At 68.2% G+C, this 15,509-nt stretch carries 12 protein-coding genes; 3 read left to right on the top strand and 9 right to left on the bottom strand.

The window, feature by feature from the left end; all coding sequences use genetic code 11:
* Positions 1 to 75 precede the first annotated feature (75 nt).
* Positions 76 to 1,422: a phosphoglucosamine mutase gene (glmM, locus tag DT343_RS12400; protein WP_112863134.1), complete on the top strand. Its 1,347-nt coding sequence runs from the start codon at positions 76 to 78 to the stop codon at positions 1,420 to 1,422.
* Here the strand turns inward: glmM and DT343_RS12395 are convergent.
* Together DT343_RS12395 and rph are read right to left on the bottom strand one after the other, a co-directional pair.
* On the bottom strand, positions 1,419 to 1,880 hold the full coding sequence (locus DT343_RS12395) for a hypothetical protein (RefSeq protein WP_146756747.1): 462 nt from the start codon (positions 1,878 to 1,880) through the stop codon (positions 1,419 to 1,421). The genes glmM and DT343_RS12395 overlap by 4 nt on opposite strands.
* A 65-nt stretch (positions 1,881 to 1,945) precedes the next feature.
* A complete protein-coding gene (gene rph, locus DT343_RS12390) occupies positions 1,946 to 2,671 on the bottom strand; it encodes a ribonuclease PH (RefSeq protein ID WP_112863132.1) in 726 nt (241 codons plus the stop codon).
* Positions 2,672 to 2,737: 66 nt separating this feature from the next.
* On the opposite strand from rph, the gene hrcA reads away from it, so the two are divergent.
* Entirely contained in the window at positions 2,738 to 3,832 is a 1,095-nt protein-coding gene (gene hrcA, locus DT343_RS12385; protein WP_066555198.1) for a heat-inducible transcriptional repressor HrcA, read from the top strand.
* A 44-nt stretch (positions 3,833 to 3,876) separates the two neighbouring features.
* Positions 3,877 to 4,464 carry a nucleotide exchange factor GrpE gene (grpE, locus tag DT343_RS12380; RefSeq protein WP_153924513.1) on the top strand — a complete coding sequence of 196 codons (588 nt, stop codon included), beginning with the start codon at positions 3,877 to 3,879 and terminating at the stop codon, positions 4,462 to 4,464.
* Positions 4,465 to 4,488: 24 nt separating this feature from the next.
* Here the strand turns inward: grpE and DT343_RS12375 are convergent, their stop codons facing one another.
* The 7 genes from DT343_RS12375 to DT343_RS12345 all read right to left on the bottom strand — a co-directional run bounded on the left by DT343_RS12375 (position 4,489) and on the right by DT343_RS12345 (position 15,469).
* Entirely contained in the window at positions 4,489 to 6,531 is a 2,043-nt protein-coding gene (locus DT343_RS12375) for a S8 family peptidase (RefSeq protein ID WP_112863806.1), read from the bottom strand.
* A gap of 282 nt (positions 6,532 to 6,813) precedes the next feature.
* Complete coding sequence (locus tag DT343_RS12370) at positions 6,814 to 7,713, bottom strand: dienelactone hydrolase family protein (RefSeq protein ID WP_112863130.1); 900 nt, start codon at positions 7,711 to 7,713, stop codon at positions 6,814 to 6,816.
* Between the two features lie 145 nt (positions 7,714 to 7,858).
* Positions 7,859 to 9,463, bottom strand: a complete 1,605-nt coding sequence (gene purH, locus DT343_RS12365) for a bifunctional phosphoribosylaminoimidazolecarboxamide formyltransferase/IMP cyclohydrolase (RefSeq protein ID WP_112863129.1) — start codon at positions 9,461 to 9,463, stop codon at positions 7,859 to 7,861.
* Positions 9,464 to 9,541: 78 nt separating this feature from the next.
* Positions 9,542 to 11,389, bottom strand: a complete 1,848-nt coding sequence (locus DT343_RS12360; RefSeq protein ID WP_112863128.1) for a heparinase II/III family protein — start codon at positions 11,387 to 11,389, stop codon at positions 9,542 to 9,544.
* Positions 11,386 to 12,060 (bottom strand): ribulose-phosphate 3-epimerase, encoded by a 675-nt coding sequence (rpe, locus tag DT343_RS12355; RefSeq protein WP_112863127.1) that lies wholly within the window; start codon positions 12,058 to 12,060, stop codon positions 11,386 to 11,388. The genes DT343_RS12360 and rpe overlap by 4 nt, the downstream gene beginning before the upstream one ends.
* A 47-nt stretch (positions 12,061 to 12,107) precedes the next feature.
* Complete coding sequence (locus DT343_RS12350; RefSeq protein WP_374321951.1) at positions 12,108 to 13,496, bottom strand: RsmB/NOP family class I SAM-dependent RNA methyltransferase; 1,389 nt, start codon at positions 13,494 to 13,496, stop codon at positions 12,108 to 12,110.
* On the bottom strand, positions 13,493 to 15,469 hold the full coding sequence (locus tag DT343_RS12345; protein WP_112863126.1) for a potassium transporter Kup: 1,977 nt from the start codon (positions 15,467 to 15,469) through the stop codon (positions 13,493 to 13,495). The genes DT343_RS12350 and DT343_RS12345 overlap by 4 nt, the downstream gene beginning before the upstream one ends.
* Positions 15,470 to 15,509: the final 40 nt, after the last annotated feature.

Genomic DNA, 15,509 nt, shown 5'->3' with positions numbered 1-15,509 from the left:
CCGTCTATGCAATCTTAAGGCAGGCCGCATCAAAAAAGGGGTTTCGGAACGTTACCCGAAACAAAGGACCGCACCTTGGGCGACAGAAAATATTTCGGCACCGACGGCATTCGTGGCCGCGCCAACACCTATCCGATGACAGCCGAGGTCGCGTTGCGCGTGGGTCTGGCCGCCGGGAAACTGTTCCGCACCGACGACGACCGCCGCCATCTGGTGGTGATCGGCAAGGACACCCGCCTGTCCGGCTATACGATCGAGCCAGCCCTGGTCGCCGGGTTTGCTTCGGTCGGCATGGACGTACGCACCTTCGGACCCGTGCCGACGCCCGGCGTGGCCATGCTGACCCGCTCGATGCGCGCCGATCTGGGCGTGATGATCTCGGCCTCGCACAACGACTATGCCGACAACGGGATCAAGCTGTTCGGGCCGGACGGCTACAAGCTGTCTGACGAGATCGAGCTGAAGATCGAGGCCATGATGGACCAGGGCCTGGATCAGGGCCTGGCGCCGTCGAGCAAGCTGGGCCGGGTCAAACGCATCGACGACGCTCAGGCGCGTTATATCGAGATCGCCAAACAGGCCTTCCCCAAGCGGCTGACGCTGCAAGGGCTGCGCATCGCCGTCGATTGCGCCAACGGCGCCGGCTACAAGGTCGCGCCCACCACCCTGTTCGAACTGGGCGCCGAAGTCTTCCCCGTGGGCGTGACCCCCAACGGGACGAACATCAACGCCGAGTGCGGCTCGACCCATCCAGCGACCCTGGCCGATGCGGTCAAACGCTACCGCGCCGATATCGGCATCGCCCTGGACGGCGACGCCGACCGGCTGATCATCTGCGATGAGACGGGCCGGGTCGTGGACGGCGATCAGATCATGGCCCTGGTCGGGCTGGACTGGGCCAGGCGCGGCCTCCTGACCGGCGGCGGCGTGGTGGCCACCGTCATGTCCAACCTGGGGCTGGAGCGCAAACTGAAGTCCGAAGGCCTGACGCTGGAGCGGACCAAGGTGGGCGACCGCTATGTCATGGAACGGATGCGCGAAGGCGACTTCAACATTGGCGGCGAGCAGTCGGGCCACATCATCCTGCACGACCACGCCACGACCGGCGACGGCCTGATGGCGGCGCTGCAGGTGCTGGCCGTCCTGGTCGAGTCCGGCAAGCCGATGAGCGAACTGGCCCGCCAGTTCGATCCCGTGCCGCAGAAGCTGGAGAACGTCCGCTTCACCGCCGACAAGCCGCTGGAGACCGACACGGTCAAGGCCGCCATCGCCGAGGCCGAAGCGGCCTTGAGCGGTCAGGGACGGCTGCTTGTGCGACCGTCTGGGACGGAAAAACTGATCCGCGTCATGGCCGAGGGCGACGACGAGGCGCTGGTCAAGCGGGTGGTGGCCGATGTCGCGGGCGCGGTGCGCTCAGCCTAGGGCTTGCACGCCGCCGGCGGCTCGCCGTCGCGTTCCCACAGTTTGCAGGACCGGTCGATCTCTCCCTGGATCAGATCGCAGGGGTTGGCGGCGTTGCAGGGCGGGCGGGTCGCCGGGCTGACCTGGATGCAGCGCTCGACCAGCCGGGCCGAGGCGGCGGCGCCGATGGCGTCGCGGCAAGGGACCTCGCTGACCGGAGCCGGCTGAGCGGGCATGTCGGGACCCTCGGGAATGCTGGCCTCGTCGTCCTCGGCCGGTTTGGTCGCTTCCTTCTCCGCGGCCGCCAGCTTGGCGGGCGGGGCAGGCGGCGGGGCGTCGGGCGCCAGTGGAACCGCGTCGATGACGTTGCTGCTTGCCGCAGCGTCTCCGGACGCAGGCTGATCGGCTGGATCAGCGCGCTGACATCCGGCCATCAACACAACGCAGGCGGCCATCGAAAGCCAGGGGGATCGACGCATCGACTTGTCTCCGGTCAGGACTGACCGAACGAGGATGCCCGTCCGCGCCCCGAGGTGAAACCCCCTTATCGCTTCACCGCCGCCAAGGCCGCCTTCTGCAGGGCGAACAGTTCGGTGCAGCCGGTCTCGGCCAGCGAGAAGAGCCGGTCGAACTCGGCGCGCGAGAAGCCGCGCTTCTCGCCGGTGGCCTGGACTTCGACGATCTGGCCCGAGCCGGTCAGGACGAAGTTTGAATCCGCCTCGGCCTCGGAATCTTCTTCGTAATCCAGGTCCAGCACCGGCACGCCGTCACAGACGCCGCACGACACGGCCGCCACCTGGTCCGTGATCGGGTCGGCCTTCAATACACCCTCGTCGCGCAGATAGTTCAGCGCCAAGCTCATGGCGACCCAGGCGCCGGTGATCGACGCCGTGCGCGTGCCGCCGTCGGCCTGGATGACGTCGCAGTCGATCAGCACTTGACGTTCGCCGAGCGCCTTCAGGTCCACCACGGCGCGCAGCGAGCGGCCGATCAATCGCTGGATCTCTTGCGTGCGGCCCGACTGTTTGCCGGCGGCGGCTTCACGACGCCCGCGCGTGTGGGTGGCGCGGGGCAGCATGCCGTATTCGGCCGTCACCCATCCCTGCCCCGAATTGCGCATCCAGCCGGGCACCTTGTCCTCGATCGAGGCGGTCACCAGCACCTTGGTGTTGCCGAAGCTGATCAGACACGAGCCCTCGGCATAGCGGTTGACGCCGGTCTCGATGGTCACGGGACGCAGTTGATCGTCGGTGCGTTGCGAATGGCGCATGGGCGGGATCCTTGGAAGTCTGACCTTGGAAGCTGTGGCGGCGGTGCTTATCCTGAAACCGTGAGCCTGTATGCCCCGAAAAACCCGCCGTTCGACGCCGGCCAGTCCCTCGCGGGTCTGGCGGGGCTGGATGCGCGGGCGCGCGACATCTTCCGTCGCATCGTGGAAAGCTATCTGGAGACCGGCGAGCCGGTCGGGTCGCGGACCCTGTCGCTGGGCGGGATCGCCCTGTCGCCAGCCTCGATCCGCAACACAATGCAGGATCTGACCCTTGCGGGCCTCTTGGCCGCGCCACACACCTCGGCCGGGCGGATCCCGACCCACGCGGGCCTGCGCCTGTTCGTCGACGGCCTGCTGGAGGTCGGCGACCTGACCAAGGAAGAGCGGCGCGAGATCGACGGGCGGCTCGCCGGGCGCGGCCGGAATTTTGAAGCGGCGCTGGATGAGGCGTCTAACCTCTTGTCGGGCCTGGCCGGCGGGGCAGGCGTCGTGTCCAGCCCGGTACGCGATTCTGGCGTCAAGCATGTCGAGTTCGTCGCCCTGGGCGGCGATCAGGCCCTGGCGGTCATCGTCGCTGACGACGGCACGGTCGAAAACCGCATCATGACACTTTCGGCCGGCGTCACGCCTTCGACCCTGGTCGAGGCCTCCAACTTCCTGAACGCCCGCCTGCGCGGCCGCCCCTTCGCCGACGCCAAGCGGGAGATGACCCAAGAGTTGGAAATCGCACGGCGTGAACTGGACCAAACGGCCGCCCGCCTGGTCGAGGACGGATTCGCTGCGTGGTCCGGCGGCCAGGATCGCGAGCGCGCCCTGATTGTGCGGGGCCGCGCCAACCTGCTTCAGGACCGGGAAGGCTTGGCCGATCTGGAGCGGGTCCGCGTCCTTTTCGATGATCTGGAGCAGAAGGAACAGCTGATCGGCCTGCTGGACGGCGTCGATGCGGCGCAAGGGGTACGCATTTTCATCGGCGCGGAGACACGGTTGTTTTCACTTTCGGGTTCCGCCGTGATCGCGGCGCCCTATATGAGCGGCCGACAGCGGGTTCTTGGCGCCATCGGCGTCATAGGCCCCGCAAGACTGAACTACGCCCGTGTCATTCCGTTGGTGGACTATACCGCCCGGGTGCTGGGCCGGATGCTGGACGGGAACGACAAGTGAGCGACAAGCCTCTTAAAGACGAACTGAACGCCGTGGACGCCGACATGGCCGAAACCAACGCCGAACACGGCCTGGACGCCCATCCGTCAGACGATCTGGCGCCGCTGGACGCCGTGATCGCCGAGCGCGACGAATGGAAGGACCGCGCCCTGCGCGTCGCCGCCGAGATGGAGAATCTGAAGCGCCGTTCCGAGACGCAGCAGAACGACGCGCGCGCCTTCGCCATCCAGCGCTTCGCCAAGGACCTGCTGGGCGTCGCCGACAATCTGGAACGCGCCCTGATGGCTGCGCCCAAGGACGCCGAGGGCGCGACCGCCGGTCTGGTGACCGGGTTGGAACTGACGCAGAAGGCTCTGCTGCAGGCCTTCGACGCGAACGGCCTGAAGCGCGTCGCGCCCCAGGCGGGCGAAGCCTTCAACCCGCATCTGCATCAGGCGATGATGGAACAGCCGTCCGAGACCGTGCCCGGCGGGTCGGTGATCCAGACCATGCAGTCCGGTTTCGAGCTGTTCGGCCGCACCGTCCGCCCCGCCATGGTGGTCGTCGCCGCCAAGGGATCCGGCGCCCAGGCTCCCAACCCTTATGGCGCCGCCCCCGCCGCCGACGGTCAGGCCTTCGACGGCAAGGCCTGATCCGCAGTCGTCAGGCGGCGTCGGTCAGAACTGACGCCGCCAGGCGCCGATCAAGGCGAACTCCGGCGGCGAGTCTGCGACATGGCGCGGCTCGCGGCTGGCGACCGCTTGCAGCGTCATGCTGGACCCATCCCACAGCCGACGTTCGCCACCGAGGATGAAGTCGATCTGGCGGCCGCTGGGCGTCGCCGAGAAGCTGCGGCGCGAATAGGTCAGCGGATCGAAATATTCGACCGGCACGTCCGCCAGCATGGCCGAGAAGGTTCCGCGCTCGATCCTGAGCGGCTGAGCCAAGGTGAAGCTGATCCGGTCGCAGATCATCGAACAGCCCGTCAGGAGCCCCAGCCGCCAGTTCGAACTGATCGCCGCCTGATCCATCGACAGGAACCGACCCTCGACTTGGGTCGCCCCCATCCCCGCCTCGCCGATCAGGCGCAGGCCCGGCCGCAGAGTCCAGTCGCCGCCCAGCGCATAGAAGCTGGTCCGTGACGGCAGGGCGAAGTCGGACTCACCCGGCAGGAAGGCGCCCAAGGGTCCGAGACGTTCATCCAAGGCGCCGACGCTGAAAGACAGACCGCCCTCCGCTCCGCGCCATCCGATCGCCGCGCGACTATAGGTCGAGGCGTCCTGCTCGACACGACGCAGCGGCATCCGGCGATCGCCGCCTCCGCTTTCGCCCGAGACCGTCACCGCGCCGAAGCGCAGGGCGCCCCGCACGGCGTGGTCGGCCTGGGCCAGGGCGGCGAAACCGTCGCCCGCCGCGCCGTTGAACGGCGATGTAGCCCCGCCTTTTCCTTGCCAGACCGAGAAATTCATCCGACCCGTGGCGACATCCAGCATCGCCTCCTGCCGCGGCTCGTCCCCCATCCAGGGCGCATCATAGAGATCGTGACGAGGCGCGATCGGGTCAGGTCGGGCGCTGGGTTGGGCCGCAATCAGGTTCAATCGACCGCCGCCCGGCAGGGCCAGGGTGGTTGTCGCCGTGGTGTTCTGCTCGAACGGCGCCGCCTGATAGGATCGGCTCGGCGCAGTCGGATAGGCGCCGCCCAGTTGGACGGCGAACATCCGATCGTAGGCGTCGTACAGCACCGTGTTCAGCGCCGTTTGGCGACCGAAAGCGTCCCCGAACGCCGCGCCGACGAAGCTGCCCGGTTCGCTCATGCTGACGATGGAGCTTCCGTCCGCCATCGGCGTCGAGGTCGTTCCGACCGGTCTGAACGCGCCGGCCATGTCCAGCAGGCCGCGCCCATAGACGATGTCCGTGCCGGGATCGCCGGCGTCGCGTGCGGTCGTCAGCAAGATATCCAGAGCCGCACGCGCCGACAGATTGGGGAAGGCCTGCATCAGCAAAGCGAGCGCGCCGGACACATGCGGCGCCGAGAAGGATGTGCCGTTGACGCGCCAACACGACGTGCCCTCGCACCCAGTGATCACATCCTCGCCCGGCGCTGAAATATACCCGGCCGCCGTATCCCCTGCTCGGTTCGAGAAGCTGGACATCGCATCGGTCGCGCCGTGCGATCCGACCGCGATGACGCTGCCGGCGAACCGGGGGTCGATGGCGTAACGCGCGGGCCAGCCCGGATTGGCGTTTCCGTCATTGCCCGAAGAAGCCACGATCACGGCGCCCGAGTTGACGGCGCGCAGCAGCGCCGCCTCGAACGCCGAGCCCAGCCGCCCATCGCCGCCCAGCGACATGTTGATGATCTTGACGCCATTGGCGACGGCGTAGTCCAGCGCGCGCACCAGATCCGAACTGCTGAAACAGACGTCCGTATTCTTGTCCGTGCAGTCAGAGATATCGGTGCGGATCGACAGGATGGTCGAGTTGTACGCCACGCCAATCGTACCGAACCCGTTGAAGTTCGAGGCGATCACGCCCGACACGCGCGTGCCGTGGCTGCTTGACGCCACATAGGGCGTATTGCGCCCCACGACGACGTCCGTCGAGGCGCTGGAGATACGCCCCTCCAACTCTGGCAAGGTATTGGCGATGCCGGAGTCGACGACGGCGACGGTGACGCCGGCTCCAGTCGCCCCGGCCTGCCAAGCGGATTGGACCTTCATATTGGCCAAGCCGTAGTTCCGCAGATACTCGCTCGACGTAACCGAGGGAGGCGGAGGCGGCGGAGGCGGTGGTGGGGGAGGCGGCGGGGGTGGCGGGGGCGGAGGAACGGGGGGCGTGATCGTGCCGCCGCCGCCACCGCCTCCACCACCGCCTCCGCACGCTGCGAGAGGCAGAAACAGCAGGCCGATACCCAGGACGATCGCCCCGCGAAGCCGCAATCCGTTCACGTCCTACCCTCCCATACTCGGGCTGCTCCCCGCAGCCCTGGCGCCAGTAACGCCCTAATTCTTTAACGCTTTATCGAACGTCGCCAGCAGCTTGGACCAGCCGTCCTTGGCGTCCGCCTCCGAGTAGCTGGCGCGGTAGTCGGCGTGGAAGCCGTGCTGGGCGTCGGGATAGACGATGATCTGGCTGCCGGTCTGGCCGGCGCGCGCCAGGGCCTCGCGCATCCGTTCGACGCTGGCCAATGGGATGCCCTGATCCTTGCCGCCGTACAGGCCGAGCACGGGCGCCTTGAGATCGTCGGCGATGTCGACCGGCCAGGGTTGGCCCGATGAGATCTGAACCGGCGTGGCGTCTGCGGCGGGGGCCAAGCGGCCATACCAGGCCACGCCCGCGCCGATGGCGGCGAAGCGGGCCGCCGCCTGCCACACCACCTTGCCGCCCCAGCAGTAGCCAGTGATGCCGACCTTGCCGTCCTTGGACCACGACTGCTGGCTGGCCCATTCCAGCGTCGCCGACAGGTCGCCCATAACCTGCTCATAGTTGGCCGCCCCGACGATCTGCATGATCCGCTGCATGTCCGACAGCGGCGCGGGATCCTCGACCCGGACGAAGAAGGCCGGCGCAATAGCGGCGTATCCCTGCTTGGCCAGACGGCGGCAGATGTCGCGGATATATTCGTGGACGCCGAAGATCTCGGAAACCACCACCACGACCGGGAACGGGCCGTCGCCCTCCGGCCGGGCGACATAGGCCGGAAGCTGGAACCCGTCCGGCGTGGCATAGGTCACGGTCTCGGTGGACAGGCCCTCGGCGTCAGTCGTGATGGGTTTGGCTTCCTTGGCCAGGGCCGCGACCGCATAGCCGGAAAACAGCAAGCCCCCCAAGGCGCCCAGGGTTCGACGGCTCAGTTTCAGGTCGTCGGCGGTCTGGCCTTCGGGGCGGATCAGCACGGTCATGGGACGCTCCAACGCGGGAAAGACGTCAGAGCATCACGGCTGACGGCAGTCGTCCAGTCACGATAAGGCGCTCTTTAAAACGGAAAGAAGGGCGCTCAATCAGTGAGACGCCGGGCGTCGAGCGTTAGCGCCCTTCCTTCCAAGATTAGTGCCTGAAGACCCGCACGCCGGTGAAGGCCATGGCGATGCCCTTCTCGTCAGCGGCGGCGATGACCTCGGCGTCGCGCATGGAGCCGCCCGGCTGGATCACCGCCGTGGCGCCCGCCGCGACCGCTTCCAAGAGGCCGTCGGCGAAGGGGAAGAAGGCTTCCGAAGCGCAGGCCGAACCCTCGGCAAGCGACTGGGTCAGACCCTTGGCCTCTCCAGCCTCCTTGGCGCGAATAGCGGCGATGCGGGCGCTGTCGCGACGGTTCATCTGGCCGGCGCCGATGCCGGCAGTCTGGCCGTCCTTAGCGTAGACGATGGCGTTGGACTTGACGTGCTTGGCCACGGTGAAGGCAAACAGCATGTCCTGGATCTCGGTCGGGGTCGGCTGACGCTGGGTGACAATCTTCAGGTCCGATGGCTTGATCAGCGACCGGTCGCGGCTCTGGACCAGGAAGCCGCCGGCGACCGAACGGAACACCTCGCCCGGCCCATGCGGATCGGGCAGGCCGTCGGTGATCAGCAGCCGCAGATTCTTCTTGGCGGCGAAGACGGCCTTGGCTTCGTCGTCGGCGCCGGGGGCGATGACGACCTCGGTGAAGATGCCAGTAATGGCGCGGGCGTCCTCAGCCGTAAGCGGACGGTTGACCGCAATCACGCCGCCGAAGGCCGAAACGGCGTCGCATTCCAGCGCGCGGGCATAGGCTTCGGACAGGTCCTTGCCCACGGCCACGCCGCACGGGTTGGCGTGTTTGACGATGACCACGGCCGGCTGTTCGAACTCGGCGACCAGCTCATAGGCGGCGTCGGCGTCGGCGATATTGTTGTAACCCAGTTCCTTGCCCTGAACCTGTTCGGCATAGGCTACGCCCGGACGGCGCTCGCCGGTTCGATAGAAGGCGCCCGTCTGATGCGGGTTCTCGCCATAGCGCAGGGTCTGGGCCAGGGCGCCCGCGATTGACTTGCGAACCGGCGCGGCATCCTCGATTTGACCGGCGAACCAGCCGGAGACGGCGGCGTCATAGGCGGCGGTGCGGGCGAAGGCGCGGGCGGCCAGGCGCTTGCGCAGGGCCAGGTCTGTGCAGCCTTCGGCCTTCAGCGCCTCAAGGATCAGGCCGATGCTCTCGCCGTCGACGGCGACGGCGACATAGCCGTGGTTCTTGGAGCCCGAGCGGATCATGGCCGGCCCACCGATGTCGATATTCTCGACCGCCGCCTCGAACGCGCCGCCGGCCGCGACGGTGCTTTCAAACGGATAAAGGTCGATCCAGACGATATCGATGGCGCCGATGCCGTGGTCGCTCATGGCCTGGGCATGGTCGGCGGCGTCACGCACGCCTAAGAGGCCGCCGTGAACGATGGGGTGCAGGGTCTTGACCCGGCCGTCCATCATCTCAGGGAAGCCCGTCAGCTCGGCCACGTCCTTGACCGGCAGGCCCAGCTTCTCGATCGCCGCGCGCGTTCCGCCGGTCGAGACCAGTTCGACGCCCAGATCGTGCAGGATGCGGGCTGCGTCCTCTAGCCCGGCCTTATCGGACAGAGAGATCAGGGCGCGTTGCGGCTTGACCCGGTCAGGGGCGGGCGGAAAGTCGGGAGCGGCGGGCATGGGCGGCGTCCGTGATGGCAGGGGAGGATGGCGCGCCGTCTAGACCCAAACCGCTTCGCCGTCACCCCACGGACGGTTTCAGGTCGGTTCGCCGCTCGCGCCGGCCGGGCTGAGCTTCCAGCGGATCTTGGTCTCGCTGTCGGTGCGGGCCGAGCCACGCACGACGATCTGCAGCGAGCGCCGCGTCAGACCGGCGTCGATATGGACGCTGGGCTCGATGGCCACGTCCGGTCCGTCGGTCCTGAACCACCAGCCCCGGCCCGAGGCGCCGCGCAGCAGGATCGAGCGTCGGTCGCGCGCCAGAGAGGCCTGAACCCCCGGCTCCAGATGGAAGCGGATGGCATAGGGCGCCGCAATCTGGCGCACCATCTCCTTGCGGCCGGGTGTGGGGAAGAGTTTTTCTTCGGCCCGCAGTTCGTCCAAGCGCTGGTCCAGATAGAGCCGGCGTTGATGGTTCAGGCCGAACAACTCATTCCAGCCGTCGTGTTCCATCTCCAGCCAGACGGCGCCGTCTCCGTCGCGCAGGTCGGTGGTCACATGGATCGGCGGTCCGACCAAGCGCGGGCCCAAGAGCTCACCCTTCCAGCCGCCCAGCGGTTCGTTCAGCGATCGCTCGCCCAAGGTCAGGGTCGAATGGGCCGGCGTCAGCCGCAGGGCCTGGCGGTCGGTCGAGGCCGGCGTCCACCCCGAGCCGGTCACCAGACGATCCTTGCCGCAGGCGATCTCCAGCGCCAGCGGCTGGGCGCAGGCGGCCGCCCCCCAGGCGTCGCGCGCCGGCGGGGCGGTGTCGGCGATGATGGTGAGCAGGGGGCTGGCGATGCGCGTCAAGCCGGCGACCGTACCGGTCGCTGCAGGCGCTACGTCGCCGCTGGCCATCGCTTCGTCGTCGTGGGCGCAGGCGGCCGCGACGCGTTCGAACGTGGAGGGGCCGCCGCCCTGGAAGCTGGCCAGACGACCATCGGGCAAGGTCAGCAGGCGCAGGCCCTGCGTCAGCCGGGCGATCGCGGCCGAGATGCTCTCCGGCGTCGGTTCGGACAGTTGCGACAGGGCGTCGTCCAGCGTCAGCAGATCGAGCAGCAGCTCAAGCCCCGCCTCGGGACTGCGCGAGGCGTGGCCGCCGTCGGCCTGCACCGTCGTCTTCAGGGCGCCGTCCAGCCGCGACAGCGCGCGGCGACGCAAGGCCTGCCCTGGCGCCCCCGCCAGCACGCAGCCGCCGATGGCCGCCGCCGTCAACCGCTCGGCCCGGCTGGCCAGACCGCCGGGCGGACGCAGCAGTTGCCGGGTCTGGCGCGCCAGACTATCGGCCAGTTTCAGCCGCTCGGCCTCGGTCGCGACGGCGCCCATCCGCCGTGCGCCGCACGCCAGATTGACGACCCGCCGCGCCAGGATTTCCGGTCCCCAGGCGAAGGGCGACCACCGTGCAAAGGCGTCAGCCCAGGCAAGGGTCAGACGCAGCGCCTCGCGCGCGCCACGGTCGCCTTGAGCCATCAGGCCAGGCAACCAGGCGAAGGCGTGAAGCTCGACCGCAAAGGGCCGCGAGGGACTGGGTCGGTTCCACGGATCGGTCGGCGGCTCGACCTCCATCGAGGCGCCCGCCAACATGAAACGCCCGGCCAGGACATTGCGCCCCGGCGCCGGATCATGAGGGCGGAAATCGCGCGGCGTGGCGGCGAACGCCGTCACCTTGCCTCCGCCCAGAGCCGACCCCAGCGTCAGGCCGTAACCGGGCAGGCCGTAAAGCTCGATCCACAGCTGTCGCGTCGCCAGTCGGCCAGCGATGGCGGGCCACAGGCCGGGTCCTGCGACCGTGTCGCCCGACCGCACCGGCGTGCGCACCGGCGCGCCAGGCAGGCCGGGGATCTGACCCGAGGCGACGTCCAGCGTCGTTTCCTGGCCCCGCGGGGCGAAGGGGCCGAGCGGGCTCACGAGAGGCTCTGAGCAGCCGGCGCGGCTTTCAGGGCGGCGATGTTGGTCGCGTAATCGCCCTTGAACACGAACGACCCAGCGACCAGAGCATCGGCCCCAGCGGCGACGCAGGCCCCGGCGTTGGCGGAGGTCACGCCGCCGTCTACCTGAAGGTGAGCCGACGAACCGGCGCGGTCGAGAATGGCCCGCGCGCCCGCGATCTTCTTCAACGAACTTTCGATGAACTTCTGACCGCCAAAGCCCGGATTGACCGACATGATCAGCACCAGATCGACCAGATCGACCACCTCTTCCAGGATCGACAGCGGCGTCGCCGGATTGAACACGACGCCGGCCTTGGCGCCCAACTGACGAATGCGACCCAGGGTGCGATGCAGATGCGGCCCACTCTCAGGATGAACGGTCAGGACGTCGGCGCCCGCACCGCGGAACGCCTCCAGCCAAGGATCCACCGGCGCGACCATCAGGTGCACGTCGAACGGCAAGGTCGTGTGCGGTCGGATCGCCTTCACGATGTCGGGGCCAAGCGTGATGTTCGGCACGAAATGCCCGTCCATCACATCGACGTGGATCCAGTCGGCGCCCGCCGCCTCCAGCGCGCGGACTTCTTCACCCAGCCGCGCGAAATCGCTGGCGAGGATCGATGGGCAGATCAGAGGGGTAACGGCCATGGCCTTCCGGATAAGGCGGGTTGCGGGCAGGAGCAAGGCGCTCCCGCTCAGGATGCCCGTTCCAGCCTTGCCGCGAAGAAGCCGTCCAGTCCGCCGTGTTCGGCCCACATGGAGGGCAGGATGCGCAACCAACCTTCGGGCGTCAGCGCCTCGGGCGGAGCGCCGACGGCGGTCGGATCGGCGGCGACGGTGCGGAAGGCAGGATTGCGACGCAGGAAGGCGATAATCTGGGTCTCGCCCTCCTCACGCTCCAGCGAGCAGGTGCAATAGACTAGACGGCCGCCCGGCTTCACACGCTCGGCGGCGGCGTCGAGCAGTCGGTGCTGGACGTCCGCCAATTTGGCGACCTCTGCCGGTTTGGTGGCGCGCAGGACCTCCGGATTGCGGCGGAAAGTGCCCGTCGCGGTGCAGGGCGCATCCAGCAGGACGGCGTCGAAGGTGCGGGCGTCCTCCCAGTCCTCGGCCGGGACGGCGACGACTTCGGCGGTCAGGCCGGTCCGCTCGAGATTCTGCGTCAGGCGTTTCAGCCGCGGGGCCGAACGGTCGAGCGCGACGACGGCGGCGCCGGCGGCCGCCAGTTGCAGCGTCTTGCCTCCAGGCGCGGCGCACATGTCGAGCGCCGTCTCGCCGGGCTTCACATCCAGCAGCCGGCCGGGTACGGCGGCGGCCGCGTCCTGGACCCACCAGTCGCCGTCCTCGAAACCGGGCCAGCCGGCGACATCGCCGCGACGGCCGGTGCGAACCGTGCCCCCGGACAGAACCTCGCCCTCGACAGCGGCGGCAACCGCGGCGGGATCAACGCCTGGCTTCAGGCTGAGATCGGTCGCGGGTTCTTCGCGCGCGGCCAAGGCCAGACCCGCCAAGGCGGCCTCGCCATAGGTCGCCTTCCAGCGCGCCGCGATCCAGTCCGGCAGATTGCTCTCGGCCGTCGTCAGGCCGGGGCCTTCACGCCCAACCCCGCGCAGCACCGCATTGACCAGATTCTTGTAGGGCCGGGTCTTGGGATCGCGCTCGGCCAGTTTCACCGCTGTCGAGACGGCGGCGAAGGCGGGCGTTTCCAGCACCAGAGTCTGGGCCAGGGCGATGCGCATCAGGGTGCGCACAGCCTCGGGCGGCGACTTCTTCAGGCGGCGATCCAGAATCTGGTCGATCTCGCCCAAACGGCGCAGGGCCGCCATGGCCACGGCCCGGGCGAAGGCGCGGTCCACCGGCTCCAGCGCGCGTGCGGCGGGCTGAGACAGGGCTTCGTCCAATCCGTTGCGCTTCTCCAGCGCGGCGCTCAGCAGAATGCCGGCGACGACGCGGGCTTCGACGCCGATGTCGTCCTGCGACGGACCTTGATCGGCCTCGGCCGAGGCCGGGCGCGGGCGGCCCTTGGTGGCCATGCGACGGCCGCGCGCCTGCGAGCTCTGCCCGCCCTGTCTCTCGGTGCTCATACGGCCACCTGCGCGCCCAGCTCGACCACGCGGCCGGGCGGGATGTGGAAGAAGTCGGTCGGATTGGCGGCGTTGCGCATCAGGAAGATGAACAGCTTGTCCTGCCACAGCGGCATGCCCTGACGCGCCGACGGGATCAGCGAACGGCGACCCAGGAAGAAGCTGGTCGACATGATGTCGAACTTCAGCCCCTGCTTGCGGCACAGGCCCAGCGCACGCGGCACGTTCGGCGTTTCCATGAAGCCGTAGGTGACCGTAACCTTCTTGAAATCGTCGTTGATCGGCTCCATCCGCACCCGGTCGGCCTCCTTGACGCGCGGCCGCTCGGAGGTGCGCACGGTCAGGATGACGTTCTTCTCGTGCAGCACCTTGTTGTGCTTGAGATTGTGCATCAGGGCGACCGGCGCGACATCGGGATCCGAGGTCAGGAAGATGGCCATGCCCGGAGCACGGTGCGGCGGACGGGCCTGAAGCATCTCGATCAGATCGTTCAGCGGCAGGCTGTCCTTGCGCGTCTTGCCCGTCAGGATCTGCGTCCCGCGAACCCAGGTCCACATCACCACGACCAGCAGGGCGCCCAGCACCAGCGGCATCCACGCCCCGTCCGGAATCTTCAGCAGGTTGGACGTCAGGAAGACGCTGTCGATGAAGGCGAATGGAATCAGGGTTCCGGCCACCGCCCACATCGGCCACTTCCAACCCTTGCGGATGACCGAATAGGCCATCAGCGTATTGACCAGCATGGTGCCGGTCACCGCCACGCCATAGGCGGCGGTCAGGTTATGCGAGCTCTGGAACACGACTAGCAGGACCAGCACGCCCACCATCAGGAAGGTGTTGACCGCCGGCACGAAGATCTGGCCGGCCTGGGTCTCGGAGGTGTTCTTGATGTCGATGCGCGGCAGAAGGCCCAGTTGCACCGCCTGTTGCGTCACCGAGAAGGCGCCGGTGATCACGGCTTGGGAGGCGATCACGGTGGCGGCGGTCGCCAGGATCAGCATCGGCCAATAGGCGAACTGCGGCACCATGTTCCAGAACGGGTTCTCGGACGCGGCCGGATTGTCGAGGATCAGGGCGCCCTGGCCCAGATAGTTCAGCGTCAGGCACGGCAGGACGAAGGCCAGCCAGCCCATGCGGATCGGCGCCTTTCCGAAATGGCCCATGTCGGCATAGAGGGCCTCGGCCCCCGTGACGGCCAGGAAGACGCTGCCCAGGATTACGAAGCCCAGGAAGCCGTCGTTGAGCAGAAGCATGACGCCATAGTGGGGCGACAGGGCCCGCAGCACGCTGACGTCGTCGAAGATATGATACAGGCCCAGCGCCCCCAGGCTCAGGAACCAGACAGCGGTGATCGGGCCGAAATATTTGGCCAGGCTGGCGGTGCCGCGCGACTGGACCAGGAACAGGGCGATCAGGATGCCGGCCGAGATCGGCACGATGAAGGAGTCCAGCCGCCCGGCCAGACCCGGCGCGTCTTGCAGGCCTTCGACGGCGGACAGGACCGAGATGGCGGGCGTGATGATGCCGTCGCCATAGAAAAGGGCCGCGCCGCAAACGCCCAGAATGAAGATCCAGGCGCTGCGCCGACCGACCGCGAACTGGGCCAGGGCCATCAGCGACAGGGTGCCGCCCTCGCCCTTGTTGTCGGCGCGCATCAGGAAGAAGACGTATTTGAACGTCACCACCACCATCAGCGCCCAAAACGCCAGCGACACGACGCCGATCACGGCCAGATCGCCGCCGACGCCGGAGCGCGCATGGTCGATCGCCTCGCGCAGGGCGTAGAGCGGGCTGGTGCCGATGTCGCCGAACACCACGCCGATCGCGCCGATGGTCAGGGCCCAGAATCCGCCGTGCTTGGCGGCCTGGCCGCCCGGGATGTGGGATTCCGGACCCGTGGCGTGGGTGGGCTTGTCCGGCGTGTTCGACGCGGGCGAGGGAGCGCTCGCGTCGTGGGGAGTGTCCCCGGCCATGCGTATCCTCCGGGTCTCCGACGCGGCGTCGGTCCCTTCA

This window comes from Brevundimonas vesicularis, from assembly GCF_900445985.1.
Lineage (GTDB): Bacteria > Pseudomonadota > Alphaproteobacteria > Caulobacterales > Caulobacteraceae > Brevundimonas > Brevundimonas vesicularis_D.
Note: the sequence above shows the minus strand (reverse complement) of the source record. Positions and strands in the feature narration are given on the sequence as shown.

What these genes read in the sequence shown, in the direction of transcription:
- DT343_RS12375 (WP_112863806.1), bottom strand. Translation starts at nt 6,531, where the DNA reads ATGAAGGTCCAATCCGCTTGGCAGGCCGGGGCGACTGGAGCCGGCGTC.
- DT343_RS12395 (WP_146756747.1), bottom strand. Translation starts at nt 1,880, where the DNA reads ATGCGTCGATCCCCCTGGCTTTCGATGGCCGCCTGCGTTGTGTTGATG.
- DT343_RS12370 (WP_112863130.1), bottom strand. Translation starts at nt 7,713, where the DNA reads ATGACCGTGCTGATCCGCCCCGAAGGCCAGACCGCCGACGACCTGAAA.
- DT343_RS12345 (WP_112863126.1), bottom strand. Translation starts at nt 15,469, where the DNA reads ATGGCCGGGGACACTCCCCACGACGCGAGCGCTCCCTCGCCCGCGTCG.
- DT343_RS12350 (WP_374321951.1), bottom strand. Translation starts at nt 13,496, where the DNA reads ATGAGCACCGAGAGACAGGGCGGGCAGAGCTCGCAGGCGCGCGGCCGT.
- purH (WP_112863129.1), bottom strand. Translation starts at nt 9,463, where the DNA reads ATGCCCGCCGCTCCCGACTTTCCGCCCGCCCCTGACCGGGTCAAGCCG.
- rph (WP_112863132.1), bottom strand. Translation starts at nt 2,671, where the DNA reads ATGCGCCATTCGCAACGCACCGACGATCAACTGCGTCCCGTGACCATC.
- rpe (WP_112863127.1), bottom strand. Translation starts at nt 12,060, where the DNA reads ATGGCCGTTACCCCTCTGATCTGCCCATCGATCCTCGCCAGCGATTTC.
- grpE (WP_153924513.1), top strand. Translation starts at nt 3,877, where the DNA reads ATGGCCGAAACCAACGCCGAACACGGCCTGGACGCCCATCCGTCAGAC.